Annotated in this window: 16 protein-coding genes; 15 read left to right on the forward strand and 1 reads right to left on the reverse strand. The window is 33.7% G+C overall.

Annotation, left to right across the window (positions count from 1 at the left end):
* The first annotated feature begins 10 nt into the window (after positions 1-10).
* The 9 genes from ftsY (at position 11) to ACP5Q2_RS02805 (ending at position 10,861) form a co-directional block, all read left to right on the forward strand.
* Complete coding sequence (ftsY, locus tag ACP5Q2_RS02765) at positions 11-988, forward strand: signal recognition particle-docking protein FtsY (protein ID WP_424605699.1); 978 nt, start codon at positions 11-13, stop codon at positions 986-988.
* The gene (locus tag ACP5Q2_RS02770; RefSeq protein WP_424605698.1) at positions 985-1,767 is read left to right on the forward strand and encodes a hypothetical protein; all 783 of its coding nucleotides are present in this window, start codon (positions 985-987) and stop codon (positions 1,765-1,767) included. The genes ftsY and ACP5Q2_RS02770 overlap by 4 nt, the downstream gene beginning before the upstream one ends.
* Positions 1,754-2,791 (forward strand): SPL family radical SAM protein, encoded by a 1,038-nt coding sequence (locus tag ACP5Q2_RS02775; RefSeq protein WP_428097010.1) that lies wholly within the window; start codon positions 1,754-1,756, stop codon positions 2,789-2,791. Before ACP5Q2_RS02770 ends, ACP5Q2_RS02775 begins: the two co-directional genes overlap by 14 nt.
* Positions 2,745-3,701, forward strand: a complete 957-nt coding sequence (locus ACP5Q2_RS02780; RefSeq protein WP_424605696.1) for an ROK family protein — start codon at positions 2,745-2,747, stop codon at positions 3,699-3,701. The genes ACP5Q2_RS02775 and ACP5Q2_RS02780 overlap by 47 nt, the downstream gene beginning before the upstream one ends.
* A gap of 106 nt (positions 3,702-3,807) precedes the next feature.
* Positions 3,808-6,603, forward strand: a complete 2,796-nt coding sequence (ileS, locus tag ACP5Q2_RS02785) for an isoleucine--tRNA ligase (protein ID WP_428097014.1) — start codon at positions 3,808-3,810, stop codon at positions 6,601-6,603.
* Positions 6,585-7,121 (forward strand): signal peptidase II, encoded by a 537-nt coding sequence (gene lspA / locus ACP5Q2_RS02790; protein WP_424605694.1) that lies wholly within the window; start codon positions 6,585-6,587, stop codon positions 7,119-7,121. Before ileS ends, lspA begins: the two co-directional genes overlap by 19 nt.
* 28 nt (positions 7,122-7,149) lie before the next feature.
* A complete protein-coding gene (purH, locus tag ACP5Q2_RS02795; protein WP_428097363.1) occupies positions 7,150-8,691 on the forward strand; it encodes a bifunctional phosphoribosylaminoimidazolecarboxamide formyltransferase/IMP cyclohydrolase in 1,542 nt (513 codons plus the stop codon).
* A gap of 18 nt (positions 8,692-8,709) precedes the next feature.
* Positions 8,710-9,990, forward strand: a complete 1,281-nt coding sequence (purD, locus tag ACP5Q2_RS02800; protein WP_428097016.1) for a phosphoribosylamine--glycine ligase — start codon at positions 8,710-8,712, stop codon at positions 9,988-9,990.
* Positions 9,991-10,030: 40 nt separating this feature from the next.
* Positions 10,031-10,861 (forward strand): glycosyltransferase family 2 protein, encoded by an 831-nt coding sequence (locus tag ACP5Q2_RS02805; protein ID WP_428097019.1) that lies wholly within the window; start codon positions 10,031-10,033, stop codon positions 10,859-10,861.
* 429 nt (positions 10,862-11,290) lie between these two features.
* On the opposite strand, the gene ACP5Q2_RS02810 is transcribed toward ACP5Q2_RS02805, so the two are convergent.
* Positions 11,291-11,527 (reverse strand): hypothetical protein, encoded by a 237-nt coding sequence (locus ACP5Q2_RS02810; protein ID WP_424605752.1) that lies wholly within the window; start codon positions 11,525-11,527, stop codon positions 11,291-11,293.
* Between ACP5Q2_RS02810 and ACP5Q2_RS02815 the strand changes: the two genes are divergently transcribed.
* The 6 genes from ACP5Q2_RS02815 to ACP5Q2_RS02840 all read left to right on the forward strand — a co-directional run bounded on the left by ACP5Q2_RS02815 (position 11,502) and on the right by ACP5Q2_RS02840 (position 16,969).
* The gene (locus tag ACP5Q2_RS02815; protein WP_428097365.1) at positions 11,502-12,173 is read left to right on the forward strand and encodes an O-antigen ligase family protein; all 672 of its coding nucleotides are present in this window, start codon (positions 11,502-11,504) and stop codon (positions 12,171-12,173) included. The two genes, ACP5Q2_RS02810 and ACP5Q2_RS02815, sit on opposite strands and share 26 nt — an antisense overlap.
* Positions 12,163-13,164 carry a glycosyltransferase family 9 protein gene (locus ACP5Q2_RS02820; protein WP_428097022.1) on the forward strand — a complete coding sequence of 334 codons (1,002 nt, stop codon included), beginning with the start codon at positions 12,163-12,165 and terminating at the stop codon, positions 13,162-13,164. The genes ACP5Q2_RS02815 and ACP5Q2_RS02820 overlap by 11 nt, the downstream gene beginning before the upstream one ends.
* On the forward strand, positions 13,161-14,186 hold the full coding sequence (locus ACP5Q2_RS02825; RefSeq protein ID WP_428097024.1) for a glycosyltransferase family 9 protein: 1,026 nt from the start codon (positions 13,161-13,163) through the stop codon (positions 14,184-14,186). The genes ACP5Q2_RS02820 and ACP5Q2_RS02825 overlap by 4 nt, the downstream gene beginning before the upstream one ends.
* Before the next feature lie 2 nt (positions 14,187-14,188).
* Positions 14,189-15,277 (forward strand): glycosyltransferase family 4 protein, encoded by a 1,089-nt coding sequence (locus tag ACP5Q2_RS02830; protein ID WP_424605689.1) that lies wholly within the window; start codon positions 14,189-14,191, stop codon positions 15,275-15,277.
* A 16-nt stretch (positions 15,278-15,293) separates the two neighbouring features.
* Complete coding sequence (gene waaA / locus ACP5Q2_RS02835; RefSeq protein WP_428097027.1) at positions 15,294-16,559, forward strand: lipid IV(A) 3-deoxy-D-manno-octulosonic acid transferase; 1,266 nt, start codon at positions 15,294-15,296, stop codon at positions 16,557-16,559.
* Between the two features lie 137 nt (positions 16,560-16,696).
* Positions 16,697-16,969 (forward strand): HU family DNA-binding protein, encoded by a 273-nt coding sequence (locus tag ACP5Q2_RS02840; protein WP_428097030.1) that lies wholly within the window; start codon positions 16,697-16,699, stop codon positions 16,967-16,969.
* The last annotated feature ends 1 nt before the right edge of the window (position 16,970 follow it).

The raw sequence follows: 16,970 nt of genomic DNA on the forward strand, positions 1-16,970 counted from the left end.
GGGGTTTTTTATGGGATTTTTCGATATATTTAAAAAGAAAAAAAATGATGAACAACGGGAAGAAGATGAAAAAGGTTTTCTAAACCGTTTGAAAGAAGGCCTTTCTAAAACATCTTCCAAACTTGTGGGTGGTATAGAAGCGATTGTTTTGGGGAGAAAGAAGATTGACGATGATCTTTTGGAAGAGTTGGAAGAGCTTTTTATTACTGCGGACATAGGGGTCAATACTACGCTTAAAATCATTGAAAAGGTGAAAAATGATGTTTCCAGAAATATACTGAAAGACCCGGTGGAGCTTAAGAATGCCATAAAAGAGGAATTGATAAAGATATTGAGTGTTGATAATAGCTTAAAAAAGTTGGATACATCACCTTTTGTAATCCTGGTGGTGGGTGTAAATGGCACAGGGAAGACGACCACGATAGCAAAGCTGGCGAGGATGTTTAAAAATAATGGTTTTTCTGTGCTACTTGCTGCAGGGGATACATTCAGGGCTGCCGCTATAGATCAGCTTCAGGTTTGGGGTGACAGGATTGGAGTTCCTGTGGTAAAACAATCTGAAGGTAGTGATTCTGCTGCTGTTATTTACGATGCTGTGGAATCTGCCAAAGCCAGAGGGATTGATATCATAATTGCTGATACCGCTGGTAGGTTGCATAATAAATTTAATCTTATGAATGAATTAAAAAAGATAGTTAAAGTATTAGGTAAGTCTGTGGCAGATGCTCCCCACGAGGTTTTGCTGGTCATTGATGCCACCAGTGGCCAAAATGCCATTGAGCAGGCTAAAAGGTTTAAAGAGGATGTGGGGGTCACCGGAATAGTACTTACCAAACTTGATGGAACAGCTAAAGGTGGAGTAATTGTTGGTATTGTGGATGAAACTGGAATTCCTGTGAAGTTCATAGGTTTTGGTGAGAAGATGGATGACCTGAAACCTTTTGATGCGAAACTTTTTGTTGATGCATTGTTTGAACAGCAGAGATGAAAAAGATAGACAGGGAATTATTCAATTGGTTTTCCAAGAAAAACGATCGTTCTGATATATATTTACCGGTATTATGGCATAATTTTCAATTGAACTATTTCGATTCGGAAAGTGAAAACTTTATTGTAAAAGATGATTGGGAAGCTTTTGATGCCCTACAGTTTTCTTTAGACTTTTATGGAATAAGCGATTTAAACTTAGGCAATTTGGCAAGAATCTTGAAAATATGTCGAAGGTTTGCCATCGATCCTGAAGATCTGGAAGTTTTTTCAAAGTATGGAATAAAAGGTAGAATTGCTTTTGATAATTTAAATAAATTTTTGATGTTAGATTTTGTATTACAGGAGTATTTTGGTCATAAAAAGCTACCTCTTAAATATGTGAGGCAGATTTTTCAGTTTAAAGATAATCTAAAAAAAATATTAAAAGATTTTATTATCCAAAAATCACCATCTATAGGAGATTTTAGAAATTTTATCAATTTCTTATCGGACTATGGTTATTTTATAGACGTAGATACCTACTATGATGAATTGATGGACGAGATAACAAGAAAAAGAGATAAAAAGTTCTATGAATTTGAAGATAGATTCCGTGAAGCAGTCAATCAATTTAAAATTATTGAAGTAAAAAATATCACAAACTTTGAAACTTCAGAATTACTTATATCTTTTGTAATCAAAGATTTAAGTGATCTGGATGCAGCTTTAGTGGAAGTTTCCGACAAAAACAGATTTAACAGCATATTTAAAATTCTGGAAGAGTATGATTTATCTTGATAAAACCTGCCTGGGTGGTAATTTTCATAAAATCTTTGAGCGGAAAGGTTTGCAGTTTGAAGTGGTTGATGGGAGTGATTGTTTTGAAAATAGTAAAAAGAATATCTATATTACATCCCAGAAAAATAGATTTGTACATCAATGCCCTGCCACCAGGGAGTATAGATGTTGCAATTATATGGTTGTGGATGCTGTGGAGGGTTGCCCTTTTGACTGCTCTTATTGTATATTGCAAGTTTATTTAAATCACGATTTCATAAAAGTGTATGATGATCTGGAAGGGATCAGGGAAAGTATTTTATCTGTTGATAAATCAGGAAAATGTAGAATTGGTACGGGTGAGCTTTCGGACAGTCTTGCGATCGATAATATATTATGTATGACAGATTTTTTGATACCGATAGTTAATCAATGTGAAAATATTCAATTTGAATTTAAAACTAAGTCCACAAACATAACAAATCTATTTCGACATAATCCAAAAAATGTGGTTGTATCATTTAGTTTAAACCCTCAGGAGATCGTTGATTCTGAGGAACATTTTGCTTCACCGGTATTTGCAAGGATAAAAGCTGCAAAGGATTTATCTGATTATGGGTACAAAGTCTCATTCCATTTTGATCCTTTGATTGACTGGGATAATTTTGAAGAGTTATACGCCGACTTATTGGATCACTTATTTGAAAATGTAGATGAAAAAAAAGTAGAATTTATAAGTATATCAACTTTTAGATTTATTCCCGAACTGGCTGACATTATAAGGATTAAGTTTCCAGAGACTAAATTATTAAGCAGTAGATTCATCAAAGGTCTGGATGGGAAAATGAGGTATTTTAAATCAAAGCGAATCGAAATGCTGAGGTTTATACTAAATCGATTAAATAAAAATTGGCCTACAGTTTTTACATACTTCTGCATGGAAGATAAAAGTATATGGCGGAAATTAAAAGGTTTTGATCCCGGATTGAGGGAAGAATTTGAAAAAAACTTCAAGTGGTATAGACATGAAAGTATTATCCATTGACATTGGTGGTACAAATGTAAAATATGGTTCTTTTGTTGTAAAGGATGATGTGGATCTGATGGAGAGCGGTTTTTTTAAAACACCTGAATCTTTTGATGATATTTACAAATATTTTGATTCTCTTTTAAGGGACAAAAAATACGATGCAATTACAATTGGGGTGCCGGGCGTTTACGATTTTTTGGATGATGTTGTGGTATATGCCCCAAATCTAAAATTGTTGAATAAGTTAAAGGTAAAAGAATCATTTTCTTCTGTGTTTAATAATGCTGAAATTTTTGTGGAAAATGATGGAAATATGGCGGCTTTTGGTGAATATTTTTTCATCGAGGGTTCAAAACTTAAGACATTTATCATGATCACTCTTGGTACCGGAGTGGGTGGTGGCATAATTTATAATGGTAAGATCCTTTCCGGTAAAACTACGATTTCTGAAATCGGCCACATAACGATAAATTTTAATGGCAGAAGGTGTGGATGCGGTAAATTGGGTTGTTTTGAGGCCTATTGTGGGATGGATGGTTTGATTCAAACTTACAATGAAGTATCTGGTGGATCGATAAAAAAAGTGGATGATATTTTCAAGAAAAGTCAAAAGAAAGATGTTTTGGCAAAGATATCCATAGATATTTTTTCATATCAGCTTGCAACAGGTCTTTCAAGCCTTGCCAATATCTTTTCACCAGAGTGTATAAAGATAGGTGGTGGACTTTCATTCTATAGCGATCTTTTTTATAAAAAAACTGTGAAACACTTTTCAAAAATGATCTTCCCGGCATTTAAACAATCTGTTAAACTTGATATTGCATCACTCAAAAACAATGCTGGAATTTATGGGGGTGTGGCTTTGGCAATTTCTAATCTTCTGTCGGAAGATAAGAGAAGTTATAAGTTAAATTTAAAAAAATAAGTTAATAAATCTTTTTAAATATCAATTTAAGTCAAAAAAAACTTGATAATTCCTTACTTTGATGCTAAAAATGCATTTTGAGTTTTAATGATATGAAGGAGACATTATGGACTATAAAAATAGTTTAAATCTTCCGAAGACTGATTACCCTATGAAAGGTAATCTAAGCGAACAGGAGCCCAAAAGAATCAAAAAATGGGAAGAGAAGGGTTTATACAAAAAGATGCTTGAGGCTAGAAATCCTGATAAAAAATATGTTTTACACGACGGCCCTCCTTATGCCAATGGTAATATACATATCGGTCATGCGCTAAACAAGATATTGAAAGATTTTATTGTTAAAATTAAAAATGCAGAAGGTTTTTATACACCTTATGTACCGGGTTGGGATTGTCACGGTTTACCGATTGAACACCAGGTGGATAAACAGCTTGGTGACAAAAAGTATGAGATACCAAAATCTGAAATTCGAAAAATGTGCAGAAGCTATGCTGAGAAATTTATTGACATACAAAGAGAAGAGTTTAAAAGATTAGGTGTGGTTGGTGATTGGGATAATCCTTACATCACTATGGATTATCAATACGAAGCCATTACGCTTAAAGAGCTTTACAAATTTTTCAACAATGGAGGTATTTATAAAGGTTCTAAACCTGTTTACTGGTGTATCGATTGTGTAACCGCTCTTGCGGAAGCTGAAGTGGAGTACGACGATCATACATCATATTCCATATATGTGAAATTCCCCGTTTATGATGAAACTAAATTTAAGTTGGGTGTTCAGGGGTATCTCTACGTTGTTATATGGACCACGACACCGTGGACACTACCGGCAAATCTTGGGGTGGCTTTTCATCCAGAGTTTAAATATTCAATTATCAGAATAATTGAGACCAGTAATAAAAATCTTAAACAGGGTGATATGCTGATTATAGCTTCTGAGTTGGTGGGTAAGCTTGTGGGACAATTCGGTATAAATAGTTATGAAGAAGTTAAGCAGGTTTCAGGTGTAGAATTTGAAAATGGTAGATGCAAACATCCATTTTATGATAGAGAATCACTGATGATTCTTGGGGATCATGTTACTTTAGATCAGGGTACAGGAATAGTACATACCGCTCCTGGTCACGGTCAGGAAGACTACGAAGTGGGTTTGAAATATGGTTTAGAAATTTACAACCCTGTGGATGATCATGGAAACTTTAAGAAAGATGTGGAGCTTTTTGCGGGGCTTAATGTAAACAAAGCAAATAAGATAATCGTAGAACACATTGATAATAATGGCAGTTTAATACTTGCTGGCAATATACAGCATTCATATCCTCATTGCTGGAGATGTAAAAAGCCGGTAATATACAGAGCAACCCCGCAGTGGTTTATCTCAATGGAGGCAAATGATTTAAGAGCCAAAGCTCTTTCGGAAATAAAGAAGGTAAGATGGACACCATCCTGGGGAGAAAATAGGATCACAGCGATGATTGAAAATAGACCGGATTGGTGTATTTCCAGGCAGAGGAGTTGGGGTGTTCCCATAGCTGTATTTTCATGTACAGAATGTGGAGAGATAATAATAAATGAAGAAATACAGAATAAAGTATTAGATGCATTTATGAAAAGTGGTGCTGATGCCTGGTTTGACAATGATGTGGAATTTTTTCTTGGTAAAGGATTCAAGTGTCCAAAGTGTGGAAGTGAAAAAATTAAAAAAGAGACCGATATACTTGATGTGTGGTTTGACTCTGGTGTAAGCCATGCAGCGGTTTGTGAAGTAAGGGATGAATTGAAACCATCTGCACATATGTATCTTGAAGGTAGTGATCAGCATAGAGGTTGGTTCCATAGTTCATTGCTGGAATCTGTTGGTACAAGAGGAGTTGCGCCGTACAAAGAGGTACTCACCCACGGGTTTGTTGTTGATGGTAAAGGTAGAAAGATGTCAAAATCACTGGGTAATGTTGTGAGACCTCAGGAAATTATTGAAAAGTATGGAGCAGAGATTTTAAGATTGTGGGTGGCAGCTGAGGATTATACTGAAGATGTTAGAATTTCTGAAGATATTATTAAAAGATTGGTGGAATCTTACAGAAAAATAAGGAATACGGCAAGATATCTATTGGGAAACCTTTACGATTTCAGTCAGGATAAAGACTCAGTTCACTTTGATAAACTTATGGAGCTTGATAAGTATATCTTGTATAAATGGCAATTGGTGAAAGATCGTATATACAGGGCAAATCAAAACTATCAATTTCATATTTTTTATCATACTCTAATTAATTTTTGTATTAATGATCTATCTGCTTTTTATCTGGATATTATAAAAGATAGGGTTTATTCTTATAAGGCTGATTCTTATCGAAGAAGATCTGCTCAGACTGCAATGTTTCAGCTTTTAAAAGAGATAGCCATTGTTATGTCACCTATACTATCATTTACTGCTGATGAAATATGGGAATACATGCCTAACTTTACAGGTAAAAAAGAGTTTGTTTTTCTTGAAATTTTTCCTCCTGTGATAAAAGTTGATGATAATTTGTTGAAAAAGATTGATAGAATTATAGAGATTAAAAAAGAGGTAAATAAGGCAATTGAGATAGCAAGAAATGAAAAGATAGTTGGACATCCTCTGGATGCAAAAGTAGAACTTTATGTCGATGAAAGCGACTTAGCTATTTGCAAGATTGATGAAGGTTTGGAAAAGGTGTTTATTGTATCGGAGTTGTATCTTTACAGTATCGGTAATTCACCGTCAGATCTTTATACTTCTGATGATGGTAATATTAAGGTTAAAGTTTCCGCATCAAAACTACCTAAATGTGAAAGATGTTGGGTTCATTCAGAAACTATTGGTGAAAGTAGAGAACATCCAACTTTGTGTAGAAAATGCGTAGAAAATTTATAGTTTTGGATTGTAGGATGGGTCTTAATATATTTTTAATTATAGTTATAATTGTCGTCGATCAGTGGACAAAAAAAGTGGTTGTAGGTAGCTTTAATTTATACGATAGTGTTGCTGTCATTGATGGCTTTTTTAACATTACGTATGTCCTGAACCCTGGTGCTGCTTTTGGTTTTCTGGCTAAGATGAGTGATCAGTATAGGGTTGCTTTTTTTGTTGGGGTAACAATTATTGCGATAGCAATCGTTGTATACCTTTTAATAAAAGAGAAAACTATTGTATTACGCCGATATGCATATTCACTTATTTTTGCCGGGGCTGTAGGGAACCTAATAGACCGCATTACTGTAGGTAAGGTTATAGACTTTTTGGATTTTTACGTTGGAAAATATCATTGGCCTGCCTTTAATGTGGCAGATATCTCAATTACCATTGGTGTAGGGCTTCTCATTCTTGATATGTTGTTAGAAAAGAAAAAGGTATCGATTAATGCATCTCAAGATATAAAGAACATTGGATAAATTGTAGGGAGGTACGAGTATGATTATAATGCCAAAGAGGGCACTAATAAGTGTTTCCAAAAAAGATGGCCTTGTTGATTTTGCGAGATTTTTAGTTGACAAAGGTGTGGAAATTCTCTCCACGGGAGGTACTTATAAATTACTAAAAGAGAATAGTATTTCAGTTGTAGAAATTTCCGCGTTTACAGGTTTTCCAGAGATGCTTGATGGGAGGGTAAAAACGTTACATCCTAAAGTTCATGCTGGTATCTTAAACATCAGAGATAACAAAAATCATAGAGAAACTATGGCCAGCCATAATTTAGAAGACATAGATATGGTTGTGGTGAATCTATACCCTTTTGAAGAAACTATTTCCAAAGAAAACGTCAGTCTGGATGAAGCGATAGAAAATATAGATATAGGCGGCCCTTCGATGATTAGAAGTGCAGCTAAAAATTTCAAATTTGTTACAGTGGTTACAGACCCAGAAGATTATAGTAGAATTATAAATGAGATAAATGTTAAAGGTGGTGTATCATACGATACAAGGATAGATCTTGCCAGAAAAGCCTATTCTCTCACAGCATTTTATGATAGTATGATTTCTAATTACTTTAACAAACTTCTTGGGGTAAAATTTCCTGAGTATGCAACTGTGTCAGGTAGACTCAAAGAGATTATGAGATATGGTGAAAACCCTCACCAGGGTTCGGCATTTTATGTACATCCACTCATAAAAGAGGTATCTGTATCCAGATCAAAACAATTGCAAGGAAAGGAGCTGTCATTTAATAACATCGTTGATATTAATTCTGCATTTGAACTTCTAAAGGAGTTTGATGAACCTGCTGTGGTTATCGTAAAACACAATAATCCTTGTGGAGTTGCCATAGGGAAAGAACTACTGGAGGCTTATCTACTGGCTCTTGAGTGTGATCCCGTCAGTGCTTTTGGTGGAATAGTTGCGTTGAATAGGACAGTAGACAGATCTGTTGCAGAAGAGATGAAAAAACTATTTTTAGAGGTTATTATTGCCCCCTCTTTTGATAACGAAGCTACTCAGATACTGGCTGAAAAGAAAAATTTAAGATTAATAGAGACGGGGGAAATTACAAAATATAGGGATCCAGAACTTGATCTTAAAAAAGTAGTAGGCGGTTTTTTACTTCAGGATAGGGATCTACACCAGTTGGATGATATAAGAAGTTTACATGTACCCACAAAGAGAAAACCAACAGATTTTGAATACAAAGCCCTTGATTTTGCATGGAAGGTAGTAAAGCATGTTAAATCAAATGCAATAGTTTATGCGAATGATAGGCAGACCATTGGTATTGGTGCCGGGCAGATGAGTAGGGTGGATTCAAGTAAGATAGCTGCATTGAAGGCAAGAAAACCTATAAATGGGCTTGCTATGGCTTCTGATGCTTTCTTTCCCTTTAGGGATAGTATAGATGAGGCAGCGGAAAGGGGTATTAAAGCTATTATTCAACCCGGTGGTTCCATAAGAGATGAAGAAGTCATAAAAGCTTGTGATGAACATGACATTGCTATGGTTTTTACAGGGATAAGACATTTCAAACATTAAAAATATAAAGGTGAATATATGAAAGTTCTTGTAATCGGAAGTGGTGGAAGGGAACATGCAATTGCCTGGAAATTATCTGAAAGTCCAAAGGTTAGCAAGGTATATTGTGCACCGGGAAATGGTGGCACTGCAAATGAAAAAAAATGTGAGAACGTAGATATAAAACCTTTAGATTTTGAAAGATTGGCAAACTTTGTTAAAGAAAATGATGTCTATTTTACAATTGTTGGCCCAGAGGAGCCGCTTGCAAAAGGGGTATCGGATTATTTTGAAAAAAGAGGATTAAAAATATTTGGTCCAAAAAAAGATGGGGCTTTCCTTGAAGCGAGCAAGGCTTTTGCAAAAGAAATTATGGTTTCTGCTGGTATTCCCACTGCTTACCATAGAGAATTCGATAATTTTGAAGAGGCTTTAAAATTTTTGAAAGAGAAAGGGGTACCCATTGTTATAAAAGCTGATGGTCTTGCCGCAGGCAAAGGCGTCACCGTTGCACATAATTTTGAGGATGCTGAAAATGCATTGAAAGAGATCTTTATCGATAAATTATTTGGTGAGGCTGGAAATAGGGTTGTAATTGAGGAGTTTTTGACAGGTGAAGAGGCTTCATTTATAGCTATTACTGATGGTAATAATATTCTCCCTTTTGCTTCCAGCCAGGATCATAAAACAGTTTACGACAATGATACAGGTCCAAATACCGGTGGTATGGGGGCTTACTCACCTGCTCCGATTGTGGATCAAAGCGTTTATGAAAAAGTTATGAATAAAGTTATGTATCCTCTCCTCAATGAATTACAGAAAAGAAAGATAGATTATAAAGGATTTATATATGCTGGGCTTATGATAGATAATGGTGAGCCGAAGGTTCTTGAGTTTAACTGTAGACTTGGTGATCCGGAAACGCAACCATTACTATTTAGAATGAAATCAGACTTTTTTGAATTGATAGATTGTGCTATTAATGGCGATCTTGATGAATTTGATATTACTTGGTACGATGAATATTCTGTTGGGGTTGTAATGGCCTCGGGGGGCTATCCCAAAGAGTATGAAAAAGGATTTAAAATAACAGGTCTCGAATCTGTATCCAGCGATGTCAAGGTATTTCATGCCGGGACTAAATTTCAGAATGGTGAATTTATAACCGATGGTGGTAGAGTATTATGTGTAACCGCCCGAGCAGCTGATCTCAAAACGGCAATTGATAAAGTTTATAAAGAAGTTTCTAAAATTAATTTTAATAAATGCCACTATAGGAGAGATATAGGATTAAAGGGATTGATAAAAAACAATCGATAGGTATTACTCTAACTGTGGATGCTTTTTTGGAGTTAATCTGGTGAGGTTAGCAATTTTAATAAGGGTTTATAATAGGATTAATGATTTATCGGCTAATCTAAAAGTCATTAGAGAATTATGGAAAAAATTCAATAATGCATTTGTTATAGTCGCATTTAATGGTAAAAGTGATGGTTACGAATTACCTGAGATTGTATTCAAATATGCAGACAAAGTCCTCCAATATGAAAATAACTCAGGTCATTTAAAAGGTAACTCTCAACTGATATTAGAATCATATAACTATATACCTGAAGATACGGAATTCCTTGTCATTCTAGAGGCTGACACATGGTTGTTAGATGACTCTTTAATATCTAAGTATCTAAATATTATGGACAATAGAGATATTGCATGGTGTAGTAGCGAATGGAGAAATTTAACCTACTCTTTAGGTATAGATTTTGCAATACTTAATTTCAATCTTTTAAAGGGCTTTTATAAAGATCTTTTTAATTTTGATAAAAATCCAGAAGAGTGGGTGGCAGATTTTTTAATCCAAAAAGGTTTAAAATTCTCATATATAAGAGAACTTATGCCTGTCCATATCCCTAAAATATTAAGCTCTTTTTTTAGGTTAAAAGATAGAAGATTGCATATTTTTTTAAAAGGCAAGATGATTACACATCATATTGAGTGTTTAAAAAATGGTATTGAAGATAAATATGCCATTGCAAACTGTATAATTAATTCTCAATTTTTCTATACATCGGTCAAGAAAAACTGTTTTATTATGAAGATATTTTACTTTTTTCTTCCATATTTACTTATGGTTACACCTCAAAGTAGCTGGTTTAAAAGTAAAAAACATATTTTTTTAAGATATATCTGATATATATTCGTAAGTTAAAAATATTTAAGGAGTATAAATGAAAAGTTTTTTTCAAATTTACATGGAAAAATATCATATACATAATTGGTTGATATTTTTGGGGTTATCTGGCTTTATAAATATCAAATACTTTTCCATGACGACACTATTAATTTTATCCATTCTGGGTATTTTTGTTTTGATTTCATTTAGAAAAGATCTAGTATTGCACAGAGAAGACAAGGTATTTATAATATTAATGTTTTTACTCCCAACTGCTTTTTTTCTCAATATGCTTTTCTTTGGATTTGTTCCACATCATTTAGATAGACCATTTAGGATGTTTTTGGGAGTGTTTGCTTTTTTGTTATTGGAAATTTATGGTGTTTCAAAAAGATTGATATTTATCGCTTTAATAGTTTGCTTAGTATACGCTTCTTGTCTATCTTACTATAAAATTGTAATTTTAAATGAGCCGAGAGCCCATAGTTTTATTAATCCTATACCTTTTGGTAACTTTGCACTTTTGTTGGGATTAATTGGTTTATCATATATATATCTTAATAATAAACTATCAAAATGGAATAAGATAGCCTTAGGATTTATTATTTTTAGTCTGTCTTTATGGGTTTCCATTGCATCTGGTACAAGGGGTGGTTGGGTGGTCTTACCTATTTTGATTTTCATTTTGACATTCATATTCAATTTTATCAAAAATATACACAGAATTATTATAATTTTGTTATTATGTGTTATATTTATAATGTCTTACTTTACATCAGACTTTATAAAAAATAAAATAAACATAGCAATTGAGGAAATGAATCTTTACCTGAACACAGAACAAAAAGCTGATATGTTCTTAGGTAGTTTTGGTACAAGATTAGAGATGTGGAGATACGGATTAAAATTATTTGTCGAGAGTCCAGTCTTTGGTCAAGGTTTTGTTGGATTTGATAAAAGATTAAAGAAAGATGTCGAAAATAAAAAGGTAAATAAAGAATTATTAAACCACGGCCATCTTCATAATGATATAATAAATATTATGGCCAAGCAGGGGCTTGTGGGTTTAGCTGTATATCTTGTTTTTTATATGATGCTTTTTCAGTATTTTTTTAAAAGGATGAAGAACAGAAAACTAACAGAAGATGTGAGATTTTTTGCCACGGTAGGTGGTCTAACTGTTGCAGGGATGTTTCTTTTCTCTCTTTCAGATTCAATGTTTGGTACTGCAGCTGGTATTACAAATTATGTATTTTTGATAACACTGGCGGCCGGTGGCATGAGATATTATGAAAAACTTTTGAAAAAAGAGGTTATTTATGGACAATAGGCCTTATACGGTTGTTTTTCAGCATGATCTCGGTATAGGTGATTTGATATTTAGACTACCATACATTGAAGCAGTGGCAAAACAAAGTAGAAATAACAGGGTGGTACTCATTGCAAGGCCCACCTGCAGACCGATGGATATTCTAAGAAATGTTGAGTATATTGAAGAGATAATAATTTATGATAGATGGAGAAAAGAGGATAACAAAGGTGAACATAGAGGTTTCTCTGGATTTCTTAAACTTCTGAAGATTGTAAAAGCTAAAAAATTCGATAGAATAGTTATTTTCTCAGATAGAATCAGGTACGGTTTGCTTGCATTCTTGGCTGGTATACCGATAAGAATAGGTTATGGTGGTTTTGGGTGGAACTGGCCTCAACGGTTTTTTTTAAATCGCAAGCCCTATATAAAAAAATACGATGGGCCATGTATTACAAATTATGAATGGGCTACAGAGCTATCAATTAAACATGGTTTTACGGATAAAAGATTGGTTCCGCGTCTTAAAATACCGATAGAATTGATTGAAAAACATAAAGATATAACTAATGGATTGCCTGATAAAAATATTGTTGTGGCGGTTGGGGCTTCTGTTAAGCATAAAGATTGGGGTGTGGAAAATTTTACCCAACTGGCAATTCGTTTATTAGAAACTGGATATGGTGTTATTTTTATAGGTGGTAAATCTGAAGAAGGTATTTTGAAAAATATATATGAAAAAATACCTGATGTATTAAGGATACATTTAAAAACGTTGATGCCAGAATCTGTTATGGATAGTGCTGCAATTATAAAACATTGTGACGTTTGTTTGGGTAATGACACAGGTATTGTTTACGTTGCCGCCGCCACTGAATCCAAAACATTGGTTTTAATTGGAAATAGACCTATACCATGTCACGATTCAGATATCAGATATATTACAGCAGAATCTATATCAGCTATTACTGTAGATAAAGTTTACAACGATTTAGTAGATATGATAAAATGAAAAAGATTTTACTTATTAGATTATCTGCCATAGGTGATATTGTATTTGCCACAACTATGCTTAAACCTTTGAAGGAATCTGGTAAAGTTAAAATTTACTGGCTGGTAAATAGCCCATTATCATCAATTTTATACGGCAATGTTTATATCGACGAAATAATCTCTTTGCCGGTAGATAGGTGGAAATGGTTATTTAAAAAATTAAAATTTGTTACCCTGATAATAGAAATTTTACAGTTTGTTAGAAAGTTGAACAAATATCAGTTTGATATCTCTATCGATTTACATGGTATTTTAAAAGGTTCCATCTGGGCATTCTTATCTGGTTCTAAGGAAAAGATAGGCCTTGGTAAGAAGGAGTTTAATTGGATTTTTTTGGATAAAGTATATCCCAGGGGAGGGGATGTAAGTTTTTTTGCTTCTGAATACTTATATCTTGCAGAGTTACTTGGATGTGAAATTACGGATAAAAAACCGTTTTTATCTGTACCCCAGGAGACAAAAAATAATGTTAAGCAGAATTTAATGTCAAATGTTAAGGATAAATTTTTTGTGATAGCACCCTTTACCACAAGACCACAAAAACACTGGATTGAAATCTACTGGCAGGAACTTTTAAAAAGGATATTATCAGATTACCCGGATAACGATATTATTATTTTAGGTGGCAAAAATGATTATGATGCTGCTGAAAGATTGGTTGTACATGAAAATGTAAAAAACTTTTCAGGAAAAACAAAACTTGATGAAGCAATGGCAATAATATATTTATCTGTTGGAATCATAGGTGTGGATACTGGGCTAACACATATGGGAACTGCATTTGAAAAAAACACCATAGCTATTTTTGGCTCGACGGTTCCGTATTTGACAACTGCCAATCCTAAAACAAAAGTTTTATACGCAGGGCTTCCCTGTTCCCCTTGCAAAAGAAATCCCACCTGTAACAATAGATTTGATTGTATGCATGCCATAACTTCAGAAATGGTTTATAAAGAATTTACTAAATTGGTTGATTTGTGAATATGAAGATTTTACACATAGAAGCTGGAAGAAATCTTTATGGTGGAGCTAAACAGGTATTGTATCTTTTGGAAGGCTTGCAGAAAGAGGGTTTTGAGAATATACTTATAACTCCCACCGGAAGTGCCATATCTAAATATGCTACAATTTATTCAAAAGTATATGAAATAGGCTTTTTAGGTGATATGGATATTACATTTCCCTTCAGATTAAATAAGATTATTAAAAGAGAGCAACCAGATCTGGTACATGTGCATAGTAGAAAAGGTGTGGATTTCTGGGGTGGAATGGTTGCAAGATTAAACGGTTTACCTTCGATTTGTACCAGAAGGGTAGATAATCTAGAAATTAAATTTTTAGCTAAATTCAAGTATTATTTTTACGATTACATTGTGGCTATTTCTGATGGTATTAAAAAAGTTTTGTCGAATGTTATTACAGATGAGTCCAAATTAAAAACCATCAGAAGTGTCATTGATCCTTCACCATTTAGGGATACAGAGTCAAAAGAGAAATTTTTGGCTGAATTTGGTTTAACCAATTCTGATATAGTAATAGGTGTAATAGCTCAGCTTATTGAACGTAAGGGGCATAGATACCTTATCAATATAATGCCAGAGATAATCAAAGAGTTCCCTAACGTTAAAGTAATCTTTTTTGGGAAAGGTGCAATTGAAAATAAACTCAAAAAAATGATAAAAGATTTAGGTTTAACAGTGTATTTCATTTTTGCTGGTTTTCGAGAAGATATTGAAAAGTGGATAGGTTTACTCGATATTGTGGTCCATCCAGCCGATATGGAAGGTTTAGGAATTTCTTTGATTCAAGCTTCGGCTGCAGGAGTTCCTATTATTGCAAGTAATGTTGGTGGTATTCCTGAGATAGTGAAGGACGGTATAAACGGTTTTCTCATAGAAAAAGGTGATGAAAAAGGATTGTATAGCAGACTCTTAACTCTTTTGAATAATAAATCACTCAGAGAAGATTTTGGTAAAAACGGCATGAAGATTGTTGATTCGGAGTTTTCTGTGGATAGCATGGTGAGAGAATACATACATTTGTATAATAATTTGAAAAAAGAGCCTATTTAAACCAGGGTATAACGTTATGATTATTATATTTCTATTCCTGTACAATCTGTTATTTTTGGCAATTTTACCTTTTTTGTTTCTGAGCTTGATCTTCAAAGGTTTTAAAAATATAGAATACCTAAAAAGATGGAATGAAAGGTTAGGGTTCGTAAAAAGATTGCCTCCTAAGAGAAGGGTATGGATTCATGCTTTATCGCTGGGGGAAGTAAATGCCGCTACACCTCTAATTAGAAGATTACAATCCTCATATCCGGATTACGATATACTTGTGACCACTACAACTCCAACAGGATCAGCCCAGGTGCAGAAAAATTTTGGTGGAAGTATAGAACATTTTTACCTACCATACGATTTTGCACCTTTAGTAGATATTTTTTTGATAAATACAAAACCCACCATTGGAATTATCATTGAAACAGAAATCTGGCCAAATCTCATAAATCTTTCCTATAAACATGCAATAAAGCTATTCCTCGTCAATGGAAGACTTTCCGAAAAATCTTTAAAAAGATATCTTATTGTAAAGCCTATATTTCTTAATTTGTTGAATAGATTTGCAATACTATTCGTTAGAGATAATTCTGATGCTTTTAGATTCAAACAACTGGGGGTAAATGAGGAAAAGATTGAGGTTGCAGGTAATATAAAGTTTGATATGAAGATTGATGAGAGGATATATGAAAAATCTGCTAAATTAAAAGATACGTTATCTGGAAAGTTTGTTTGGGTATGTGGTAGTACTCATGCAGGGGAAGAGGAGATTATTTTAAAGATATTTTCAAAATTGAAGGATGAATTTAAAAACTTATTTTTAATTATAGCTCCAAGAGACCCTTTAAGATCGAGAGAAATTTCAAAACTTGCTGATAAATATAAATTAAAATCGATACATAGGACAAAATGGGAACCAAACAGTAATCAACAGTTTGATCTTTTGATTGTAGATACTTTAGGAGAACTTTTACTTTTTTATTCTTTAGGTCATCTATCTTTTATCGGTGGTAGTCTGGTACCAAAGGGTGGGCATAATCCTCTTGAGCCTATATCTTTAGGAGTCCCCACCATAGCCGGTAAATTTGTTTATAATTTTTCAGAACTCTATGAGGTATTACAAAAAGAAGAGATCGTTCAGCTTGTGAATAATTCTGATGAGCTTTATTCAGTTGTTAAAAGCATTATTTCAAACCCTGATAAAAGGGGTTTGATGTCGGAAAATGGGATTAACTATATGAAAAAAAATAAAGGTGCTATAGATACAATTATAAAGAAGTTAAAAGGATAAAGTTTTATATTAGTTTACAAAATATTAAATGACATACCTTTGAATTTTAGATTTTCTTCTTTAAACAAAAAAAGTATTTGAATTTTTTTTTTAAATGTATTATAAGCCATTAATCTAATATGTATGGGAGGTATAAAGTGAACAAAAAAGATTTGATTGAAAAAATTGCAGCAAAAGCTGGCCTTAAAAAAGTAGAGGCTGAGAAGGCTCTTGAGGCTTTCGAAGAAGCAGTAGTTGAAGCGCTCAAAAGTGGAGACAAAGTTACTCTCGTAGGATTCGGTACTTTTTCTGTTTACGAAAGAAAAGCTAGAACCGGCAGAAATCCTCAAACTGGGAAAGAGATTAAGATCCCAGCTAAAAAAGCACCAAAATTTACTCCTGGAAAGTTATTTAAAGATTCAGTTAAGTAGT

Origin of the sequence: Calditerrivibrio sp. (assembly GCF_049968475.1) — a bacterium.
GTDB lineage: Bacteria > Chrysiogenota > Deferribacteres > Deferribacterales > Calditerrivibrionaceae > Calditerrivibrio > Calditerrivibrio nitroreducens_A.